Raw genomic sequence first — 17,715 nt, forward strand, 5'->3', positions numbered from 1 at the left:
GAATTTTGAACGCGAGCGGGATGCAGCGGCTCAGTCGGTGCCGGAGTCGAACGCCGCGGCCTCGCCGGCGGCGTCGGTCGCGTCGGCCAGCGCCTCGTGCGCCGCGTCGGGACGCATGGCGGGCTCGGTGATCTCGTCGGCTTCGCCGGCGGTGACGCTGCCGACGAGGTCGCCCGTCGGGCCTCCGATCAGCCCCATGGCGGCGTACTGCTCGAGGCGCGTGCGGGAATCGGCGATGTCGAGGTTGCGCATCGTCAGCTGACCGATGCGGTCGATCGGACCGAACGCGGCGTCGCCGACCCGTTCCATCGACAGCTTCTCCGGGCCGTAGGACAGGTGCGGCGCGGTGGTGTCGAGGATGGTGTAATCCTCGCCGCGGCGCAGGCGCACCGTCACCGACCCGGTGATGGTCGATCCGACCCAGGTCTGGATCGACTCGCGCAGCATGAGCGACTGCGGCTCGAGCCAGCGGCCCTCGTACATGAGACGGCCCAGACGACGGCCCTGCTCGTGGTAGGTCGCGAGGGTGTCTTCGTTGAGGATGCCGTTGACCAGCCGCTCGTAGGCGATGAACAGCAGCGCCATGCCCGGCGCCTCGTAGATGCCGCGCGACTTGGCCTCGATGATGCGGTTCTCGATCTGGTCGCTCATGCCCAGGCCATGGCGTCCGCCGATCGCGTTGGCCTCGCGGACCAGGGCGACGGGGTCGGGGAACTCCACCCCGTTGATCGCCACGGGGCGGCCGCGCTCGAACGTGACGGTGACGTCCTCGGGCGCGATCTGCACCTCGGGATCCCAGAACCGCACGCCCATGATGGGCTCGACGGTCTCCAGCGACACGTCGAGGTGCTCGAGGGTCTTGGCCTCGTGCGTCGCGCCCCAGATGTTCGCGTCGGTCGAGTACGCCTTCTCGGCGCTGTCGCGGTAGGGGAAGTCGTGGGCGATGAGCCACTCGCTCATTTCCTTTCGCCCACCGAGCTCGGTGACGAAGTCGGCATCCAGCCACGGCTTGTAGATGCGCAGCGCGGGGTTGGCGAGGAGGCCGTAGCGGTAGAACCGCTCGATGTCGTTGCCCTTGTAGGTGGACCCGTCGCCCCAGATGTCGACGCCGTCCTCCTTCATCGCGCGCACCAGCAGCGTGCCGGTGACCGCGCGGCCGAGCGGCGTGGTGTTGAAGTAGGTGCGGCCGCCCGAGCGGATGTGGAAGGCGCCGCAGGCCAGGGCGACGAAGCCCTCCTCGACCAGCGCCGTCTTGCAGTCGACCAGCCGCGACAGCTCCGCTCCGTACTCGAGCGCCCGGCCGGGGATGGAGGCGATGTCGTCCTCGTCGTACTGGCCGAGGTCGCCGGTGTAGGTGCAGGGCACGGCGCCCTTGTCGCGCATCCACGCGACGGCGACGGAGGTGTCGAGTCCTCCCGAGAAGGCGATGCCGACGCGCTCGCCGACGGGCAGGGTCTGGAGGACTTTGGACATGCTCCCAGTCTATTTGTGCGCCCGCCTCCCCCCGAGCCGGTCAGGGCGTGCGGATGCGGCGTTCCGCGAGACGCCATCGGAGCACCGCGACCAGCGCGAAGGCGACGAGGGCGATTCCCAGCGCGATACCGACGACGTAGGCGATCACTCCCGCCCAGCCGCCGCTGCCGTACGGGTCGAGGAAGGGATACGGGTACCAGTACGGCGTGCCGGCGGAGGGTGACGTGATCAGTGGCGCGCGAAGCAGCGTGTAGGCGATCCACGCGAGCGGGAAGATCAGTGCCGGAAGGGCGTCGCGCCACCGCAGGCGCCGGTGACCGGTGCCGACGACCAGGTCGGCCAGGAGGAACAGCGGCGCCCACACGTGCATCACCTCGTTCGCCCACAGCACCGAGTCTGGTCCGATCGACACGGCCCGCAGCAGCAGGTTGTACACCGCGGCCGTGATGAGCATGTACGTCGTGACGCACACGAAGGCCACGGCGAGAGCGCGCGGCTCCGTCGCATCCCGCCGATCTCGCGGGAGACGCCACAGGGCCGACCACCCCAGCACGATGACGGTGGCGATGTTGGAGAGGATCGTGAAGAAGCTGAAGTAGTTGGCGGTCGTGGTCGCGACGTGCCGGCCGTCTTCGATGGCGCTGCCGATGGTGGAGAACCCCTGCGCCGTCACGGCCGCACCGACCACGACCGCGACGGCGAGCCGGGCGGCCGCCCACCCCGTCGCCGCGCCGCGCCCGCGATCCATGGCCCACACCCTATCCGTGCACCCGTCGCGCGAGCGCGGCGCGAGGGGGTGGGTGGGGCCTCGATAGGATGAGGCGTACCGCCCGAATCCACGCGAGGAGCGTCCATGCCCGCAATCGTGATCGTCGGAGTCCAGTGGGGGGACGAGGGCAAAGGCAAGGCCACCGATCTCCTGGGTGAACGTACCGACTGGGTCGTGAAGTTCAACGGCGGCAACAACGCCGGCCACACCGTCGTCATCGGCGACGAGAAGTACGCACTGCACCTGCTTCCCTCCGGCATCCTGTCGCCCGGGGTCGTCCCCGTGATCGGCAACGGCGTGGTGGTGGACCTCGAGGTGCTGTTCAACGAGCTCGAGGCGCTGAGCGCTCGCGGGGTGGACATCTCGCGCCTGCGGATCAGCGCGAACGCGCACGTCATCACGCAGTACCACCGCACCCTCGACAAGGTCACCGAGCGATTCCTCGGCAAGCGGCAGATCGGCACGACCGGTCGGGGCATCGGGCCCGCGTACGCCGACAAGATCAACCGCGTCGGCATCCGCATCCAGGACCTCTTCGACGAGAACATCCTGCGGCAGAAGGTCGAGGGGGCACTGGATCAGAAGAACCATCTGCTCTTGAAGGTCTACAACCGCCGCGCCATCGCGGTGGACGAGGTCGTCGAAGACCTCCTGTCCTACGTCGAGCGGATTCGTCCGATGGTCGCCGACACCTCGCTGCTGCTCAACGACGCAATGGATGCCGGCGACGTGGTCGTGTTCGAGGGCGGCCAGGCGACGATGCTCGATGTCGACCACGGCACCTACCCGTTCGTGACCTCCTCGTCGGCGACCGCGGGAGGCGCCGCGACGGGAGCCGGCGTCGGGCCCAACCGGCTGGACCGCATCGTCGGCATCGTCAAGGCGTACACGACGCGCGTCGGGTCGGGACCGTTCCCGACGGAGCTCTTCGACGAGTCGGGGGAGTGGCTGCGTTCCCGCGGCTTCGAGTTCGGCACGACCACCGGCCGCCCCCGCCGGGTGGGCTGGTACGACGCGCCCATCACCCGCTACGCGACCCGCATCAACGGGATCACCGACCTCGTGCTCACCAAGCTCGACATCCTCACGGGTCTGGACCGCATCCCGGTGTGCGTGGCATACGAGATCGACGGACAGCGCTTCGACGAGATGCCGGTCAACCAGACCGAGTTCCACCACGCGGCGCCCATCTACGAGTACTTCCCGGGCTGGAAGGCCGACATCTCGGCGGCGCGCACGTTCGAGGAGCTGCCGTTGGAGGCGCAGGACTACGTCCTCGCGCTGGAGGAGATGAGCGGGACGCGCATCTCGGTCATCGGTGTGGGTGCGGCGCGCGACGCGGTCATCGTCCGACACGACCTCGTCGACTGATGAGGTTCTGGGTCGGCGGGTATGGACCCGATCACAACGGCGCCCCCGCCGAAGGCATCGGGATGCTGGTGGCCGGCGAGGCCGACGCGGGTTCGGCCGGCGGGCCGCTGTCGTTCACCGGTACGGCAGTCGCTGCCCCGTCGCCGTCGTGGGTGACGGCGCATCCGACGCTCGATGTCGTCTACGCGGGCCTGGAGGGGGCCGGCAGCGTCCAGGCCTTCCAGCGGGTGGCCGACGATCGCCTGGTACCCCTTGGCGATCCCGTCGCCGCCGGCAGTGCCGTCTGCCATGTCGCGGTCGCGCCGGGCGGTGACTTCCTCCTCGCCAGCTGCTGGGGTGACGGGCGCGTTGTCCGGGTTCCCCTCCACGCCGACGGCGCGCTGAGCACCCCGCGCCTCGCCCCGGCGGCCGCCGATCCGTATGGCCCGCACGCCGAAGCCGCCGCGGCGGAGGCGGCCGATCCCGGGCTCGCTGCCGCCGCCCGGGCACTGCGGGCGGCCGCGGGCGAGGAGTACGCCGAGCTTCTCCGGGGGTACGACGACGAGGCGCCCCCGCCGCCACCCGGGCCCGCGCCCGGCACGCCGGCGGAGGACTCCGAGCGGGTGTCGCGCGCCCACGAGGCGCTCTTCCTGCCCGGCGGAGTCGTCGTGACGACTGACCTCGGGTTCGATCTGGTGCGCGTGTGGCACGCCGCCGGTGCAGGGCTCCGGCGCGGACAGCAGATCGTCCTGCCGCAGGGGAGCGGTCCGCGGCACATGGTGTGGCATCCGAGCGGACACCTGTACGTGCTGACCGAGTTCACCCACGAAGTCTTCGTCCTCGCGCCCGACGCGGAGGGGCACTGGCACCTCCTCGGCGGTGCCCCGGCCGCACCGGGTGCGCTCGACGGCGACACCGGAGCCGAGCTCGCCGCATCCCGCGACGGTCAATTCCTCTACGCGGGCATCCGCGGGAGCGACACGATCGGCGTCCTTCGCGTGCGGGGTTCCGGTGAGGCGCTCGAGCCCATGGCGCTCGTCGAGGCCGGGGTGCGGCGCCCGCGTCACCACGTGATCGTGCGAGACACGCTGCTGGTCGCCGGGCAGGGCTCGAACGACATCGTCTCCCTGTCGCTGGACCTGCGCACCGGCGTTCCGGGTGCGCTCCGTCACCGCACGGAGGCCCCGGCGCCCACCTGCCTCCTGCCCGCAGGCTGACGCGCCGGCATTTTGTCGCCGGTCAGAGCTTGGCGTCCTGGCGGGGGATGATGACCTGCTTGATGATCAGGAGCAGCGACGCGGTCACCGGGATCGCGACCAGCGCCCCGAGCAGACCCAGGAGAGTTCCGCCGACCAGGGCTCCGATGACGACGAGTGCGCCCGGGACGGAGATCGCGCGGTTCATGACCCGCGGGGTGAGGATGTAGGCCTCGATCTGCATGTAGACGAGGTAGACGACGGCGAACACGAGGGCGGCGAGGGGATTGGTGAACAGGGCGAGCACTCCGCCGACGGTCCAGAAAAGCACCGACCCGACGAGCGGAATGAGGGTGAGGCTGAACGCCACCACCGCCATGAGCGCCGGGAAGGGAAGCCCGAGGAAGAGGTAGAGGAGGAACGCGAGCGTCGCGTTGCACAGGGCCAGCACCACCATCCCCATGAGGTAGCCACCGATGGAGCCGGTGATCTCGTCCGTCATGTCGGCGACTCCGGTGCGACTCCGCGCGGGCACCAGACGCACGAACGAGGCCTTCATGGCCGGCAGGGAGGCGAGGAAGTACAGGCTCAGCACGAGCACGATGATCACCCCGGAGACGGCCGTGGCGATTGAGATCCCCACCTTGAGCACGCCACCGCCGATGCTCGCGATGGTGGCCGGGTCGGTGACGAACCTCTGCACGTCGTCGAGCAGATCGCTGACGCTCCCGCCGAACGTGCTCTGCATCCACGCGTAGACGTCGCTCTTCGTGAAGGCGTCCGTGAGTGACGGCAGGTCGCTGGCGAACTGGCTGATCTGGCCGGCGACCGTCGGGATGATGAGCCACAACGCGCCGACGAGCACGACGGCGAAGGCGGCGAAGACGACGGCGATGGCCCATCCGCGGGCCAGCCCGCGGCGCCCCAGGAAGCGCACCACCGGGTCGAGCCCGAGAGCCACGAACAGCGCGAACACGACGTAGATGACGACCGTCGACAGCTGCGACACGGCGAGCCCCAGCACCACCGCCAGCAGGCCGCCGAGGGTGAGGAAGAAACCGGCGGCGAAGGGACTGGCGAGGTTCGCCGAGACGGGCTTGGCCACGCGCGAACCGGGGGGCGCGGCGGGCGGAGGGGAGGCGCCTTCGGTCCCGTCGGTCATGCGACACACTCTAGGACGGGCCTCCGCTCCCCGGCAGGGCCGGTCGGCAGGGTGCACGGCCGGTTGTCAGGGTGCACGACCGGGTCACGGCATCCCCAGCGGGTATGGTCGGACGCGGGAGGATGCCAATGACCGATTCGTTGCCGGCCACCGCCGATCCGCTGGAGGTGCTCGCGGGGCTCCGCGGGAGCATCGACAACATCGACGCCGCGCTGATCTTCCTGCTCGCCGAGCGCTTCCGCTGCACGAAGCAGGTCGGGGTGCTGAAGGCGCAGCACGGGATGCCGCCGTCCGATCCGGCGCGCGAGGAGCAGCAGATCGCGCGGCTCAGGCGCCTGGCGGCCGAGGCCGACCTCGACCCCGAGTTCGCCGAGAAGTGGTTCAACTTCGTCGTGGCCGAGGTCATCCGCCACCACGCCGCCGCCGCCGAGAACGCCTGACCCCGCCTTAGCCCGCCGCATCCTGCGAGAAACGACGATCCGGGCGAGACACGACGCGGCGCGTTATGTCTCGCCCGGAATGTCGTTTCTCGACGGGGCGCGGATGCGGCTAGGGGACGAGCCGGCGGAACATCGGGAACGCGCTCGCCGCGAGGACGGCCGTGAGGACGAGGCCCCACATCGTCAGGCTGAGCGAGCCCTGCGTGGCGAGCCAGCCGAACACCTCAGCCCACGCCTGCGCCTGCCCGATGAGCCACAGGATGCCCAGGAGCACTACGCCGACCCCCACCAGCGCGATCGTGAGGCCCATCGGTCCGAACCGCTTGTAGATCGTGGCCGCCCAGAACCCGATGACGAAGAAGAACATCGCCAGGACGAAGAAGAACAGACCCGCAGCGAGAGCTCCCTGCTCCCAGATCCAGTCGAGGCGGAAGAAGTACCCGTTCATGCCCCACCCGCCGGTGACCCCTTCGAGAAGGCCGCCGAGCACGAACACGATCGCCATGATGAGCGCGGTCAGTGCCGCCGTCAGCAGGGTGCCGAGGTAGAACTCGCGCCGCGTCACGCTCATCGCCTGCGAGAACGGGAAACTGAGCGTCAGGGAGTACACGCCGACGGCCAGGAAGTACCACAGCGGCGCCTGTGCGCCGCCCCCGTACATGTTGGCCTCCACCCCGGCGGAGGAGTACAGGATCGCGTAGATCGCGAGGGTGATCAACAGCGAACCGCCGAGGATGATCAGCGGGAGCCAGATGAACGTCTGGCGGTTGGCCAGCTGCATCCGGATGACGTTCAGTGTGCGGTTCATCGGAGGGCTCCTTCCTCGGTGGCGGATGCGGCGGCACCGGTGGATGCCTCCCTCTGCGTGACGCGGACGATGAGCTGCTGCAGCGAGACGGGTGTGGCATCCAGTCCCGCCGCAGCCAGCCGTTCGCGGTCGGTGGCAGTGAGGGCGCCGAGCACCGTCACCGAAGAGACTCGACCCAGCGCCTCACGGTGCAGGACCTCCCGTCCGGCGACGAAGGCGTCGACCGCGGCGGTGTCGCCGACGATGTTGGCGGCGCGATCGCGCACGGCATCCGTGTCGTCGTCCATGACGATGCGTCCGCGGTCGATCACGATCACCTTCTCGATGAGATTGGCGACCTCGTCGATGAGGTGGCTGGAGAGGACCACGGTGCGGGGGTGCTCGGTGTAATCCTCCAGCAGCCGGTCGTAGAAGATCTGTCGCGCGACGGCGTCCAGCCCCAGGTACGGCTCGTCGAAGAAGGTCACTTCTGCCCGCGCAGCGAGTCCGATGATGACGCCCACGGCCGAGAGCTGCCCGCGGGACAGCTTCTTGATGCGCGTTTTCATCGGGAGCTGGAACTCGTCGATCAGCTGCTCGGCGAAGTCCTGGTCCCAGTTCGGGAAGAAGAGCCGGGCGGTGCGGAAGGCGTGGCGCGGCACCGCGTCGTCGGGGTACTTCTGACCCTCACGCACGAAGCACATGCGCGACAGCACGCGCGCATTCTCGTAGGGATGCTCCCCGAACACGCGTACGTCGCCGGAAGTGGCGAAGTTCTGCGCGGTCAGGATCGACATGACGGTGGTCTTCCCCGCGCCGTTGCGGCCGAGCAGGCCGTAGATCTTGTCCTTTTCGATGGAGAAGCTCACGTCGTTGACGGCGACGGTGTCGCGGTAGCGCTTGGTGAGGTTGTTCACCTCGATCACGGCGGTCATCAGGCCGTCCTTTCGGTAGGGGTGTCCTCGACCCGGTCGGCGCGGTCGCGGATGAGAGCGGTGAGGTCATCGGGTCCGAGCCCGAGTTTGCGGGCTTCGGCGAGCAGCGGCTCGACGAAGCGGTCGGCGAATGCGGTGCGGCGCTCCGCGAGGAGCAGCTCACGCGCGCCGGGAGCCACGAACATGCCGATGCCCCGTCGCTTGTAGAGCACGCCCTTGTCGACGAGCATGTTGACTCCTTTGCCGGCGGTGGCGGGATTGATCCGGTAGAAGGCCGCGAGCTCATTGGTCGACGGCGCCTGGCCCTCTTCGGGCAGGCTGCCGTCGATGATGGCGTCTTCGACGCTCTCCGCGATCTGCAGGAAGAGCGCTCTGCCTTCTTCGATCACGTGCCCTCCATTGCTTGGTTAATTACTTCAGCAACTAACCATGACGGCAAAGGTGCCCGCTGTCAAGCGGGGACGAGAAGGAGCTGGGACGGAGTCTCACGTCCTAGGCGGCGTGGATCACGAGGCGAGGAGGCCGAGGAGGCGGGCGGTCTCCTCGGCGACGGCCTTCCGCCCTGGCGCGATGTAGGTCCGCGGATCGACGCGGTCGGGTGCATCCGCCAGGGCGGTGCGCACGGCGTCGGTGAAGAGGCCGTTGAGATGTGTGGAGATGTTGATCTTCGTCATTCCCGCGGCGACCGCATGCTGCAGCTGCTCATCGGAAAGACCGGACGACCCGTGCAGAACGAGCGGCACCGGCACCGCCTCGGCGAGGCGGCCGATGAGGGCGGTGTCGACGGCGGCTTCGCGCGACGTCATGGCGTGAGAGGTGCCGACCGCGACCGCGAGCCAGTCGACCCCCGTCGCCTCGACGAATCGGCGTGCGTCGTTCGGGTCGGTGCGAACCCCGGGGGCGTGGACGCCGTCCTTGCCGCCGATCTCGCCGAGTTCGGCCTCGATCAGCACCCCGCGTTCCTGGCAGAACCGGGCCATGTCGCTCGTGGCGGAAATGTTGCCGGCGTACGAGAGGGCGGATGCATCGAACATGACGCTGTCGAACCCCAGGTCGACGGCCTCCCGCACCAGGTCGCCGTCGTCGGCGTGGTCGAGGTGGACGAGGGCGGGCACGGACAGGGACCGTGCGATGCGGAGGGTCGCCAGCGCGAGCGGGGCCAGCGCGCCATGGTAGGCGACGCAATTCTGGCTGATCTGGAAGATCACGGGGCGCCCGGCCCGCTCTGCCCCTTCGGCGATCGCCTCGGCGTGCTCGAGGAGGACGACGTTGAAGGCTCCGACTCCGGAGCCTTCACGGCGGGCCTCGGACACGAGGTCGACGACGGTCCGTGCGGTCACGGGCGGCTCCGATCGGGCTCGAGGGGGAGGAGAAGGCGGTCGGACGGGAGGCCCAGCCGGCCGCCGAGCGCGGCCAGGACGGCGGGGTCGATCTCGCCGGCGACCGGACGGAGAACCGCCGCGGCTCCGGCAACGGCCGCCCAGGCCAGCGCCGTCGCCGGGCCGTGACCCTCGGTGAGCGCCGCGATGAATCCGGCGGTTGCGGCGTCCCCCGCGCCCGTGGGATCTCCCGCCACCCTGGGCACCGCCGGCTGTTCCCACGTGTCGCCCTCGGCGAGGCGGAGAACGGCACCATGCCTGCCGCGCGACATCAGCACGTCGCATCCGTGCGCCGAGAGCTGGGCGAGCGCGCGGCCCGCGTCGTCTTCGCCCGTCGCCTCGCAAATCTCGTCCTCGTTGGCCTTGACCACGTCGCTGCCGGCTGCGGCGGCGGCCTCGAGGAGGGGGCCGCTCGTGTCGACGAGCAAGCGGGCGCCACCGTCATGGACGCGCCCGACGAGGCGTGTCACCCGGGCGGGAGTGGTCTCCGGCGGGAAGGACCCCGCCACGACGACCCAGGCACCCGGCGTGATCGCAGCGGCGACCGTGTCGAGGAGGTTCGCCCATTCGCTGTCGGAGAGCGATGGCCCGGGTTCAGCGAGCAGGGTGGGGTGGTCGATGCCGTCCACGACCGCCACGGTCGTGCGTGTCTCGCCCGCGATGGACGACGCGGTGGCGGGCAGCCCGTCGCGCACCAGTGCCCGCTCGATCCAGGCGCCGGCATCGCCCCCGAGCGGATGCAGCGCCACCACGTCGCGACCGAGCGTGCGGAGCACGCGAGCGACATTCAGCCCCTTGCCCCCGGGGCGCCGGCGCACCTGGGTGACCCGCACGGTCTCACCCCGGGCCTGCCGCGCGACCGTGTAGGTGACATCGATGGCCGGATTCGGCGTCACGGTCAGGATGCGAGCCATCGCCGGGCCGTCGCCGACGGGTCTCGCATCGCTCACGACGGACCCGCCGCCAGCAGTACCGCACCGAGGGCGGCGGCGCGGTCACCGAGCCGTGCCGTGCGGAGGACGGGATGGCGGAGCGCGCCCAGGCGCTCGGACAGCGAGCGGGCGAGCGGCTCCGTGAGGTCGGTGCCCGCGAGGGCAAGGCCGCCGCCGAGCACGATCGTCTCCGCCCCGGTGGTCGCCGTGAGCGCGGCCAGGGCATCGGCCAGCACGTCGATGGTCTCGCGCCAGACGCGCAGGGCGTCGGCGTCGTCGTCACGGACGCGTTCGAGCACGGTCTTCGCATCCGGGAGGCCCGCCCGCCGCGCGGTGCCGGCCGCGGAGGCGATCTCCTCCACTCGCGCACCCGCGAACCGGCCAGCGGTGATGCGCAGCTGTCCGATCTCACCCGCCCATCCCCCCGCCACGACAGGACGCCCGTCGACGAGAATGGCCGCCGCCACACCCGTGCCGACGGGAACGAACGCGACGACGCCGGCGACGCTCGAGGCCGCACCCCACCGCGCCTCGGCCAGCGCTCCTGCGCGGACATCGTGGCCGAACCCGATCCGGCGCCCGAGGCGGTCCTGGATGTGGGCGGCCAGCGGGATGTCCGACCATCCGAGGTTGGCGGAATACAGTGCCCTTCCGCGGGTCTCGTCCACGATGCCGGGCACCACGACGCCGATCGGGAGCTGCGCGGCGTCGTCCAGGTCGGCGACCAGACGCGCGACGGTCTCGACGACGGCGGTGCCGGCGGGGTCGGGCGAGGGCGTCGGCGCGCGGGACTCGGCCTGGATGGCGCCGTGCGCGTCGGCGACGACGGCCTTCACCGTCGTGCCGCCGACGTCGACGCCGATCGCGAGGGGAGCGGTCACGCCAGGATGACGGACCGGGTGAGGGAGCGCGGGTGGTCGGGATCGAGTCCCTTGGACTTCGCCAGCGCGACAGCGAATCGCTGCGCGACGATGAGACGCGCGAGCGGGTCGAGATCGTGCTCGACGAACGTCGCGCCGGTCGCGATCACCTGGGCTTCCAGGCCCTCGGGAGTACCGCCGAGGCTCCAGACGAGTCGCCCGGGCTGAGCGATGGAGATCGGACCGTGGCGGTAGTCCATCGCGGGGTAGGACTCCGCCCATGCCTGCGCGGCCTCCCGCGTCTTCAGCGCCGCCTCGTAGGCCAGACCCACCGGCCATCCGGTGGCGACGAAGGTGCACTGATCGACGGAGACGAGGGCGGCGATGTCGATCGTCAACGCCGTCCGTGCGTCGGCGATGGCGGCCTCCAGATCTTCTCCGAAATGGCTGCGCAGCAGTGCGATCACACTCGTGGCGAACCGGGTCTGGACGACGGACTGCTCGTCCGCGAAGTCGAGGGTCACCGTGTGCTGGGCCGCCACCGTCGCGGGGGAGTCCGCCACCGCGGTGATCAGGGTGGTCGGCGTGTCCAGCTGCTGCAGCAGCTCGACGACCTCTGTCGTGGTCCCCGACCGGGAGATCGCCACGACGCGGTCGTACTGCCGGCCGGACGGGAACTCGCTCGCCGCGAAGGCGTCCGACTCTCCGAGGCCGAGAGCCTCTCGCCGCACCGCCGCGGCCATGGCGACGAACCAGCTGGTCCCGCACCCCACGAACGCCACCCGCTCACCGGCCGAGGGGAGTGCATCACGCACCGTGGGGGCCACGCGGGCCGCCTCCGCCCAAGACGCCGGCTGGGACGCGATCTCATCATCGACGAAGGGGGAACTCATCGGTCTTCTTCCTGAAGGCGGCGGATCAAAACTGATCGTTTACCAAGCATTTGAGCAGAATCAATCACCGGCGTCAACTTCCGCTGTGCAACGATGAGTCGGAGGAGGTGCCGTCCCGATGCACCAGCAGCAGCGGCTCAATCTCGTGCTCGAACTCGTGAGCGAGCAGAGTCACGTGAGCATCGCCGACGTGAGCGAGCGGCTCGGCGTCTCCACGGCGACGGCTCGCCGCGACCTCAACACGTTGGCCGAACAGCGGCTCGTGACGCGCACCCACGGCGGGGCGTCGGCGCTGGGGTCGGGATACGAGCTTCCGCTGCAGTACAAGATCGCCCGCCAGGCGGATGCGAAGCTCGCCATCGCGCGGGCGGTCGAGGGCCTCGTCCCGCCCGGGGCGACGGTGGGCATGAACGGCGGAACCACCGTCACCGAGGTGGCGCGCGCCCTCGGCCGGAGTGAGCGACTCCCCTCGGTGGGGGGCGAGCCGGGGGTCACCATCGTGACCAATGCGCTCAACATCGCTTTCGAATCCTCCGTGCGGGAGAACATCAAGATCGTCGTCACCGGTGGAGTGCCGCGACGGCAGTCGTACGAGCTCATCGGGCCACTCGTGGGCCGGTCACTGCGCGACTTCAGCCTCGACATCGCCATCCTCGGTGTCGATGGACTGACGGCGGAGTTCGGTGCCACGACCCTCCACGAGGGTGAGGCCGACGCCAGTCGGCACATCGCCGCGGTCGCCCGCAGGGTGGTCGTCGCTGCCGATCAGACGAAGATCGGTCGAACGACCTTCGCGCGGATCTGTGCGCTGGACGATGTCGACATCCTCGTCACGGACGCACCGCTTCCGGCCCGGGTGAGCGCCCAGTTCGAGAAGGCGGGCGTCGACGTGATCGTGGCGCCTTCGGCGCGCGCCTCCCCGCCCCGCTGACCCCGGGACCGTCGCCGCGTCAGCGTCGGACGGGACGCGCCCCGGGCCGCGCGCGTTTGCGAGGTTTCGCCCCGGTGTACTGGCCGATCCTGCACGTTTCCAGCCCAGCCGTGACAAATTCGCTCACAACCTGCAAGATGGCTCCATGCAGCCGGACGTGGGCACCCTGTGACGCCCCCTTCGCTCCGCGACGGGCACGATGCGCCCCGCGTTGCGGTGGTGGGCGTCGGCGCGCGCAGCGTGATCGCCCACCACGTGCCGGATGCCTTCCCGGGAGCCCGGGTCGTGGCCGCTGTGGAACCGTCGCCGCACGGCCGGACGCGCGCGGAGTCGTTGTTCGCCGGGATTCCGGTGCACGGCGACATCACTGCGCTCCTGGATGCCGGCGGTGTCGATGCCGCGGTCGTCACCGCGCCCGACGACACGCACGCCGACATCGCCGAACAGCTGCTCCGCGCCGGTGTCGGGGTGTATCTCGAGAAGCCGCTCGCCACGACGCTCGCCGATGCCGACCGCGTGCTCGCGGCCGCGGCCGAATCGGGGAGCGTTCTCTACGTCGGGCACAACTTCCGCCACGCCGCCGTCGTCCGCCGGATGAAGGAGATCATCGACCGCGGCGAGATCGGTGAGGTGAAGACCATCTGGGTGCGCCACTTCGTGGGCAACGGCGGCGACTACTACTTCAAGGACTGGCACGCCGACCGCTCCCGGACGAACACGCTCCTGCTGCAGAAAGCCAGCCACGACCTCGACGTGGTGCACTACCTCTCCGGGGCGTACACGCGGCGGGTCGTCGGCATGGGCGACCTCATGGTCTACGGCGGGGTCACCGACCGCCGCGACCGTGCGGGGGAGACGATGCCCGACTGGTTCTCCTTCGACAATTGGCCACCGGCCGACGCCACCGGACTGAATCCGGTCGTCGACGTCGAGGACGTCTCCCTGATGCTCATGACACTCGACAACGGGGTGCTCGCCAGCTACGAACAGTGCCACTTCACCCCCGACTACTGGCGCAACTACACCGTCATCGGCACCGAGGGGCGCCTGGAGAACGTGGGCGACACCGCGGGGGGCGTGGTGAAGGTGTGGAACCGTCGCCGGGACTGGGCCGTCGCCGGCGACGCGGAGTACGCCATCGAAGGCGACGCGAGCGGCCACGACGCTGCCGACGTGGCGACGATGCGCGAGTTCCTCTCGCATCTCGTCCATGGCACGCCCACGGTGGTGTCCCCACTCGCCGCCCGTGCCGCCGTGGCCGCCGGTGCCCTTGCGGCTGACTCCATCCGGAACGGTTCCCGCCCGTTCGACGTGCCCGCCCTCCCCGCGCACGTCGTCGCCCACTTCTCCTCGCCCTCGAACGCCTCGCCGCAGCATCCGACCGAAAGGAACGACCGATGACACCGACCCGATGGGGGCGCCGCGCGCTCGGCGCGTTCGCCCTGGCCAGCACCGTCATTCTTGCCGCGACCGCCTGCGGCGGCGGTGCGGGGGGAACGGGTGGTTCCGGCGAGTACGCCGTCCCGGAGGACGACCTCACCGCCGAGATCACGTATGGACTGTGGGACCAGGCGCAGGTCGACGCGATCGAGGACAGCATCGCCGGGTTCAACGAGCTCTACCCCAACATCACGGTGAACCTCAGCGTCACGCCGTACAGCGAGTACTGGACCAAGCTGCAGACCCAGGCCTCGAGCGACACGCTCCCCGACATCTTCTGGATGAACGGCCCCAACGTCCAGCTGTACGCGCTCAACGACAAGCTCGAGCCGATCACCGGAGCCCTGGATGCGGGAGACATCGACCCCGGCGACTATCCGGAGTCGCTCGTGGATCTCTACACCGTCGATGACGTGTCCTACGGCGTACCGAAGGACATGGACACCATCGGGGTGTGGATCAACGAGGGACTCTTCCAGCGGGCCGGCGTCGCCGTCCCCGGTGCCGACTGGACATGGGACGAGCTTCAGGCCACGGCTGCACAGATCTCGACGGCGCTGGAGGGCGAAGGGGTGTACGGCGCGGCCGGTGGCATGGACGGCCAGACCACCTACTACAACACCATCTTCCAGGCCGGCGGCGACGTGATCGACGGACAGAGCTCCGCGTACGACACTGCTGAGACGCAGGCGGGCATCCAGTTCTGGACCGACCTGATCGCATCCGGCGCCTCCCCCACCATCGCCCAGCTCACCGACACCACCGCCGACCAGTGGTACACCTCCGGCAAGCTGGCGATGTACATGGGCGGCAGCTGGTTCCGCTCCGCGCTCACGGATGTGCCATTCGTGGACAGCGTGGACGTGCTGCCCCTGCCTCACGGGGAGGAGCAGGCCACCGTCATCCACGGTGTGGCCAACGTCGTCGCGGCGAACTCCGACAACAAGCAGGCCGCCCAGGCGCTCCAGGTGTACCTGGCCGGTGAGGAGGCCCAGCAGGCGCAGGGCGAGTTCGGGTCGATCATCCCGGCATTCGACGGAACCCAGTCGTCGTTCGCCGCGTCGATGCCCCAGGCGAACCTCCAGGTGTTCCTGGATGCGGTGGAATACTCCCGTCCGCTGCCGGTCAGCGCCAACTCCGCCGCCTGGAACGCCCTCGAAGCGGAACTGCTTCCGCAAGCCTTCTCGGGTGAGCGTCCTGTCGCCGAGGTGACCGACGAGCTCGCCGAGAAGATGGACGAGGCGCTCGCGAAGGAATCGCGTTGACCCTAGCCGAGCGCGTCTCGGCTGCCCCCGCCGCTCCTGCACGCAGCGGCGGGGGCGGCGACCCGCGCCCGCCCCGCGCCGCTCGGCGAGGCGACGGGTGGTGGGCTGTCGTGTTCATCGGCCCCCTGGCGCTGGGGATCGGCGCCTTCTACATCTGGCCCATCATCCAGACCGCTGGCTTCTCGTTCATGAGCTTCGGGGTGTTCGGCGACGCGGCCTTCGCCGGGTTGGACAATTTCACCCGGCTGTTCTCGGAGCCGAGTTTCTACCTCTCCCTCGGCAACACGCTCCTCTACACGCTCATCGTGCTCGCGGGCGTTCCTCTCGCCGTTCTCCTGGCGAGCCTCCTGAACCTTCCGGGTCTGCGGTTCGCCTCCCTCTACCGCGTCCTCTTCTTCCTGCCGTACGTCGCCATGCCCACCGCGATCGCGTTCGTATGGCGCATCATCTTCAACGGCGACTTCGGGCTGGTCAATCATCAGCTCTCCCTCGTCGGCGTCGAAGGGCCGTATTGGATCAGCACCCCGGGCTTCGCCATCGTCGCCGTGGCGATCGTGGGGCTGTGGAGCTCGATCGGATTCTCGATGATCGTGCTCGGGGCGGGATTGAAGACCATCCCGCCCGAGCTCTACGAGGCGGCCTCCCTCGACGGCGCCAGCCGGTGGCGGCAGTTCCGCGCCATCACGGTCCCGCTCCTGACGCCCAGCATCTTCTTCGTCACGATCATCACGGTCATCTCATGCTTCCAGCTGTTCGACCTGCTGTACGCCATCCTCGGAACGACCGCCACGAACTCGACGCTGCCGCGCAGCATGTCGCTCGTCTACTACTTCTACCAAGCCGGATTCGTCAACAACGAGAAGGGGTACGCCGCCGCCGTGGCGATGATCATCTTCGTCATCATCGGGTTCGTCACCTTCCTTCAGTTCCGGTTCCAGCGGAGGTGGGTACACAGTGACTGACGCGATCACCACGCGCACGCTCATCACCGGTGGAGGGACGCTCCGCGGCGCGGCGAACCGTCCACCACGACGCATCCGGGGCGGCAGCGAGTACGTCGTGGCGCATATCGTGCTGGGCGTCGGGGCGGTCATCATGGCCTTCCCGTTCCTCTGGCAGATCATCATGTCGCTGTCCACCAACGAGCAGGTACAGTCCGTTACCCCCGTGTTCTGGCCCGGTGAGCTGCAGTGGAGCAACTACGCCGAGGTGTTCGAGCGCCTGCCGTTCTTCCAGCAGTTCGGCACGTCGGTGCTCATCACGCTCATCCGCACCGTCGCCCAGCTGGTGCTGTGCACGATGGCGGGGTACGCGTTCGCGCGGCTGCGATTCCGTGGTCGAGGCATCCTGCTCGGAGTGGTCCTGTCGATCCTGATGGTGCCGTCGCAGGTCTATCTGCTCTCGCAGTACCAGATCATCCAGAACCTCGGGCTACTGAACTCCATCGGCGGGCTGGTGCTGCCGGGACTGTTCAGCGCGTTCGGCACCTTCCTCATGCGGACGGCGTTCCTTGCGATGCCCACGGAGCTCGAGGAAGCGGCGCGCCTGGATGGGGCCAACACGTTCCAGATCTTCTGGCGCGTCATGCTGCCTCTGGCCACCCCCACGATGAGCGTGCTCGCCATCACCACGGTGCTGTGGTCTTGGAACGAGCTGCTGTGGCCCCTGGTGGTCACCAGCTACAGCACCGACATGCCGCTCTCCGCCGGGCTCGCCACCCTGCTCAGCGACCGCACGACGGACTACCCGGTCGCGATGGCCGCGAGCCTTCTCGCGATGGCGCCGGTCCTCATCATGTTCATCGTGCTGCAGCGCCGAGTCATCGACGGCCTGGCGTCATCGGGACTGAAGTAAGGACCGCGCAGACGGAGGTGTCGGACGCGACGGCGAGGCGCACGCGCAG

General features: G+C 69.4%; 18 protein-coding genes. 8 read left to right on the plus strand and 10 right to left on the minus strand.

The genetic code is table 11. From position 1 onward, the window contains the following. Window positions 1-30 precede the first annotated feature (30 nt). Together argG and AC2DGY_RS15770 are read right to left on the minus strand one after the other, a co-directional pair. A complete protein-coding gene (gene argG, locus AC2DGY_RS15765; RefSeq protein ID WP_484510714.1) occupies window positions 31-1,473 on the minus strand; it encodes an argininosuccinate synthase in 1,443 nt (480 codons plus the stop codon). 40 nt (window positions 1,474-1,513) lie between these two features. Continuing rightward, window positions 1,514-2,221, minus strand: a complete 708-nt coding sequence (locus tag AC2DGY_RS15770; protein WP_484510715.1) for a Pr6Pr family membrane protein — start codon at window positions 2,219-2,221, stop codon at window positions 1,514-1,516. A 105-nt stretch (window positions 2,222-2,326) separates the two neighbouring features. Here AC2DGY_RS15770 and AC2DGY_RS15775 point away from each other — a divergent pair, with 105 nt between their 5' ends. Next, window positions 2,327-3,613, plus strand: coding sequence for an adenylosuccinate synthase (locus tag AC2DGY_RS15775; protein WP_484510716.1), 1,287 nt, complete (start codon window positions 2,327-2,329; stop codon window positions 3,611-3,613). Further along, on the plus strand, window positions 3,613-4,809 hold the full coding sequence (locus tag AC2DGY_RS15780; protein ID WP_484510717.1) for a lactonase family protein: 1,197 nt from the start codon (window positions 3,613-3,615) through the stop codon (window positions 4,807-4,809). Before AC2DGY_RS15775 ends, AC2DGY_RS15780 begins: the two co-directional genes overlap by 1 nt. 22 nt (window positions 4,810-4,831) lie before the next feature. On the opposite strand, the gene AC2DGY_RS15785 is transcribed toward AC2DGY_RS15780, so the two are convergent. After that, window positions 4,832-5,950 (minus strand): AI-2E family transporter, encoded by a 1,119-nt coding sequence (locus AC2DGY_RS15785; protein ID WP_484510718.1) that lies wholly within the window; start codon window positions 5,948-5,950, stop codon window positions 4,832-4,834. Between the two features lie 128 nt (window positions 5,951-6,078). On the opposite strand from AC2DGY_RS15785, the gene AC2DGY_RS15790 reads away from it, so the two are divergent. After that, complete coding sequence (locus AC2DGY_RS15790; protein WP_484510719.1) at window positions 6,079-6,390, plus strand: chorismate mutase; 312 nt, start codon at window positions 6,079-6,081, stop codon at window positions 6,388-6,390. A gap of 109 nt (window positions 6,391-6,499) precedes the next feature. Here AC2DGY_RS15790 and AC2DGY_RS15795 read toward each other — a convergent pair whose 3' ends face one another. The 7 genes from AC2DGY_RS15795 to AC2DGY_RS15825 form a co-directional block, all read right to left on the minus strand. Continuing rightward, the gene (locus AC2DGY_RS15795; protein ID WP_484510720.1) at window positions 6,500-7,198 is read right to left on the minus strand and encodes a hypothetical protein; all 699 of its coding nucleotides are present in this window, start codon (window positions 7,196-7,198) and stop codon (window positions 6,500-6,502) included. Then, the gene (locus AC2DGY_RS15800) at window positions 7,195-8,112 is read right to left on the minus strand and encodes an ABC transporter ATP-binding protein (protein WP_484510721.1); all 918 of its coding nucleotides are present in this window, start codon (window positions 8,110-8,112) and stop codon (window positions 7,195-7,197) included. The genes AC2DGY_RS15795 and AC2DGY_RS15800 overlap by 4 nt, the downstream gene beginning before the upstream one ends. Further along, entirely contained in the window at window positions 8,112-8,501 is a 390-nt protein-coding gene (locus AC2DGY_RS15805) for a GntR family transcriptional regulator (protein WP_484510722.1), read from the minus strand. The genes AC2DGY_RS15800 and AC2DGY_RS15805 overlap by 1 nt, the downstream gene beginning before the upstream one ends. 117 nt (window positions 8,502-8,618) lie before the next feature. Continuing rightward, complete coding sequence (locus AC2DGY_RS15810; RefSeq protein WP_484510723.1) at window positions 8,619-9,452, minus strand: class II fructose-bisphosphate aldolase; 834 nt, start codon at window positions 9,450-9,452, stop codon at window positions 8,619-8,621. Next, a complete protein-coding gene (locus AC2DGY_RS15815; protein ID WP_484510724.1) occupies window positions 9,449-10,441 on the minus strand; it encodes a 1-phosphofructokinase family hexose kinase in 993 nt (330 codons plus the stop codon). Before AC2DGY_RS15815 ends, AC2DGY_RS15810 begins: the two co-directional genes overlap by 4 nt. Further along, window positions 10,438-11,304, minus strand: a complete 867-nt coding sequence (locus AC2DGY_RS15820; protein WP_484510725.1) for an ROK family protein — start codon at window positions 11,302-11,304, stop codon at window positions 10,438-10,440. The genes AC2DGY_RS15815 and AC2DGY_RS15820 overlap by 4 nt, the downstream gene beginning before the upstream one ends. Continuing rightward, window positions 11,301-12,176, minus strand: coding sequence for an SIS domain-containing protein (locus AC2DGY_RS15825; RefSeq protein ID WP_484510726.1), 876 nt, complete (start codon window positions 12,174-12,176; stop codon window positions 11,301-11,303). Before AC2DGY_RS15825 ends, AC2DGY_RS15820 begins: the two co-directional genes overlap by 4 nt. Before the next feature lie 118 nt (window positions 12,177-12,294). Here AC2DGY_RS15825 and AC2DGY_RS15830 point away from each other — a divergent pair, with 118 nt between their 5' ends. The 5 genes from AC2DGY_RS15830 (at window position 12,295) to AC2DGY_RS15850 (ending at window position 17,666) form a co-directional block, all read left to right on the plus strand. Next, window positions 12,295-13,107 carry a DeoR/GlpR family DNA-binding transcription regulator gene (locus tag AC2DGY_RS15830; RefSeq protein ID WP_484510727.1) on the plus strand — a complete coding sequence of 271 codons (813 nt, stop codon included), beginning with the start codon at window positions 12,295-12,297 and terminating at the stop codon, window positions 13,105-13,107. A 168-nt stretch (window positions 13,108-13,275) separates the two neighbouring features. Further along, window positions 13,276-14,508, plus strand: coding sequence for a Gfo/Idh/MocA family protein (locus AC2DGY_RS15835; protein ID WP_484510728.1), 1,233 nt, complete (start codon window positions 13,276-13,278; stop codon window positions 14,506-14,508). Next, window positions 14,505-15,812, plus strand: a complete 1,308-nt coding sequence (locus AC2DGY_RS15840) for an ABC transporter substrate-binding protein (protein WP_484510729.1) — start codon at window positions 14,505-14,507, stop codon at window positions 15,810-15,812. The genes AC2DGY_RS15835 and AC2DGY_RS15840 overlap by 4 nt, the downstream gene beginning before the upstream one ends. Beyond that, a complete protein-coding gene (locus tag AC2DGY_RS15845) occupies window positions 15,809-16,774 on the plus strand; it encodes a carbohydrate ABC transporter permease (RefSeq protein WP_484510730.1) in 966 nt (321 codons plus the stop codon). The genes AC2DGY_RS15840 and AC2DGY_RS15845 overlap by 4 nt, the downstream gene beginning before the upstream one ends. Next, window positions 16,767-17,666: a carbohydrate ABC transporter permease gene (locus tag AC2DGY_RS15850; RefSeq protein ID WP_484510731.1), complete on the plus strand. Its 900-nt coding sequence runs from the start codon at window positions 16,767-16,769 to the stop codon at window positions 17,664-17,666. The genes AC2DGY_RS15845 and AC2DGY_RS15850 overlap by 8 nt, the downstream gene beginning before the upstream one ends. Window positions 17,667-17,715: the final 49 nt, after the last annotated feature.

Source organism: Microbacterium sp. Z6_144 (assembly GCF_057197625.1).

Coding starts and splice junctions, on each gene's coding strand:
- argG (WP_484510714.1), bottom strand. CDS start 1,473: ATGTCCAAAGTCCTCCAGACCCTGCCCGTCGGCGAGCGCGTCGGCATC.
- AC2DGY_RS15770 (WP_484510715.1), bottom strand. CDS start 2,221: ATGGATCGCGGGCGCGGCGCGGCGACGGGGTGGGCGGCCGCCCGGCTC.
- AC2DGY_RS15775 (WP_484510716.1), top strand. CDS start 2,327: ATGCCCGCAATCGTGATCGTCGGAGTCCAGTGGGGGGACGAGGGCAAA.
- AC2DGY_RS15780 (WP_484510717.1), top strand. CDS start 3,613: ATGAGGTTCTGGGTCGGCGGGTATGGACCCGATCACAACGGCGCCCCC.
- AC2DGY_RS15785 (WP_484510718.1), bottom strand. CDS start 5,950: ATGACCGACGGGACCGAAGGCGCCTCCCCTCCGCCCGCCGCGCCCCCC.
- AC2DGY_RS15790 (WP_484510719.1), top strand. CDS start 6,079: ATGACCGATTCGTTGCCGGCCACCGCCGATCCGCTGGAGGTGCTCGCG.
- AC2DGY_RS15795 (WP_484510720.1), bottom strand. CDS start 7,198: ATGAACCGCACACTGAACGTCATCCGGATGCAGCTGGCCAACCGCCAG.
- AC2DGY_RS15800 (WP_484510721.1), bottom strand. CDS start 8,112: ATGACCGCCGTGATCGAGGTGAACAACCTCACCAAGCGCTACCGCGAC.
- AC2DGY_RS15825 (WP_484510726.1), bottom strand. CDS start 12,176: ATGAGTTCCCCCTTCGTCGATGATGAGATCGCGTCCCAGCCGGCGTCT.
- AC2DGY_RS15830 (WP_484510727.1), top strand. CDS start 12,295: ATGCACCAGCAGCAGCGGCTCAATCTCGTGCTCGAACTCGTGAGCGAG.
- AC2DGY_RS15840 (WP_484510729.1), top strand. CDS start 14,505: ATGACACCGACCCGATGGGGGCGCCGCGCGCTCGGCGCGTTCGCCCTG.